The following is a 207-nucleotide window of genomic DNA, read 5'->3' as shown; positions in this document are numbered from 1 at the left end:
AGACAGNNCGTCNGCNGGCCGCGGGACCGCGACCGCCGGGGCCGGGACGCGGGCCGGCGGCGGGACGCTGCGGCATCATGCCCGGGTTCGGGCGGTTGCCGGCCGGGCCGCCGCCCGGGCGCGGGGCCTGGGGACGCGGCATGGAGCCGGGAGTGGGACGCGGACCGCCGGGGCCGGCCTGCGGACGGGGTCCGGCCTGGCCGGGGC

Origin of the sequence: Streptomyces sudanensis, assembly GCF_023614315.1 — a bacterium.
GTDB classification, from domain to species: domain Bacteria; phylum Actinomycetota; class Actinomycetes; order Streptomycetales; family Streptomycetaceae; genus Streptomyces; species Streptomyces sudanensis.
This window is presented reverse-complemented; position numbering follows the sequence as displayed.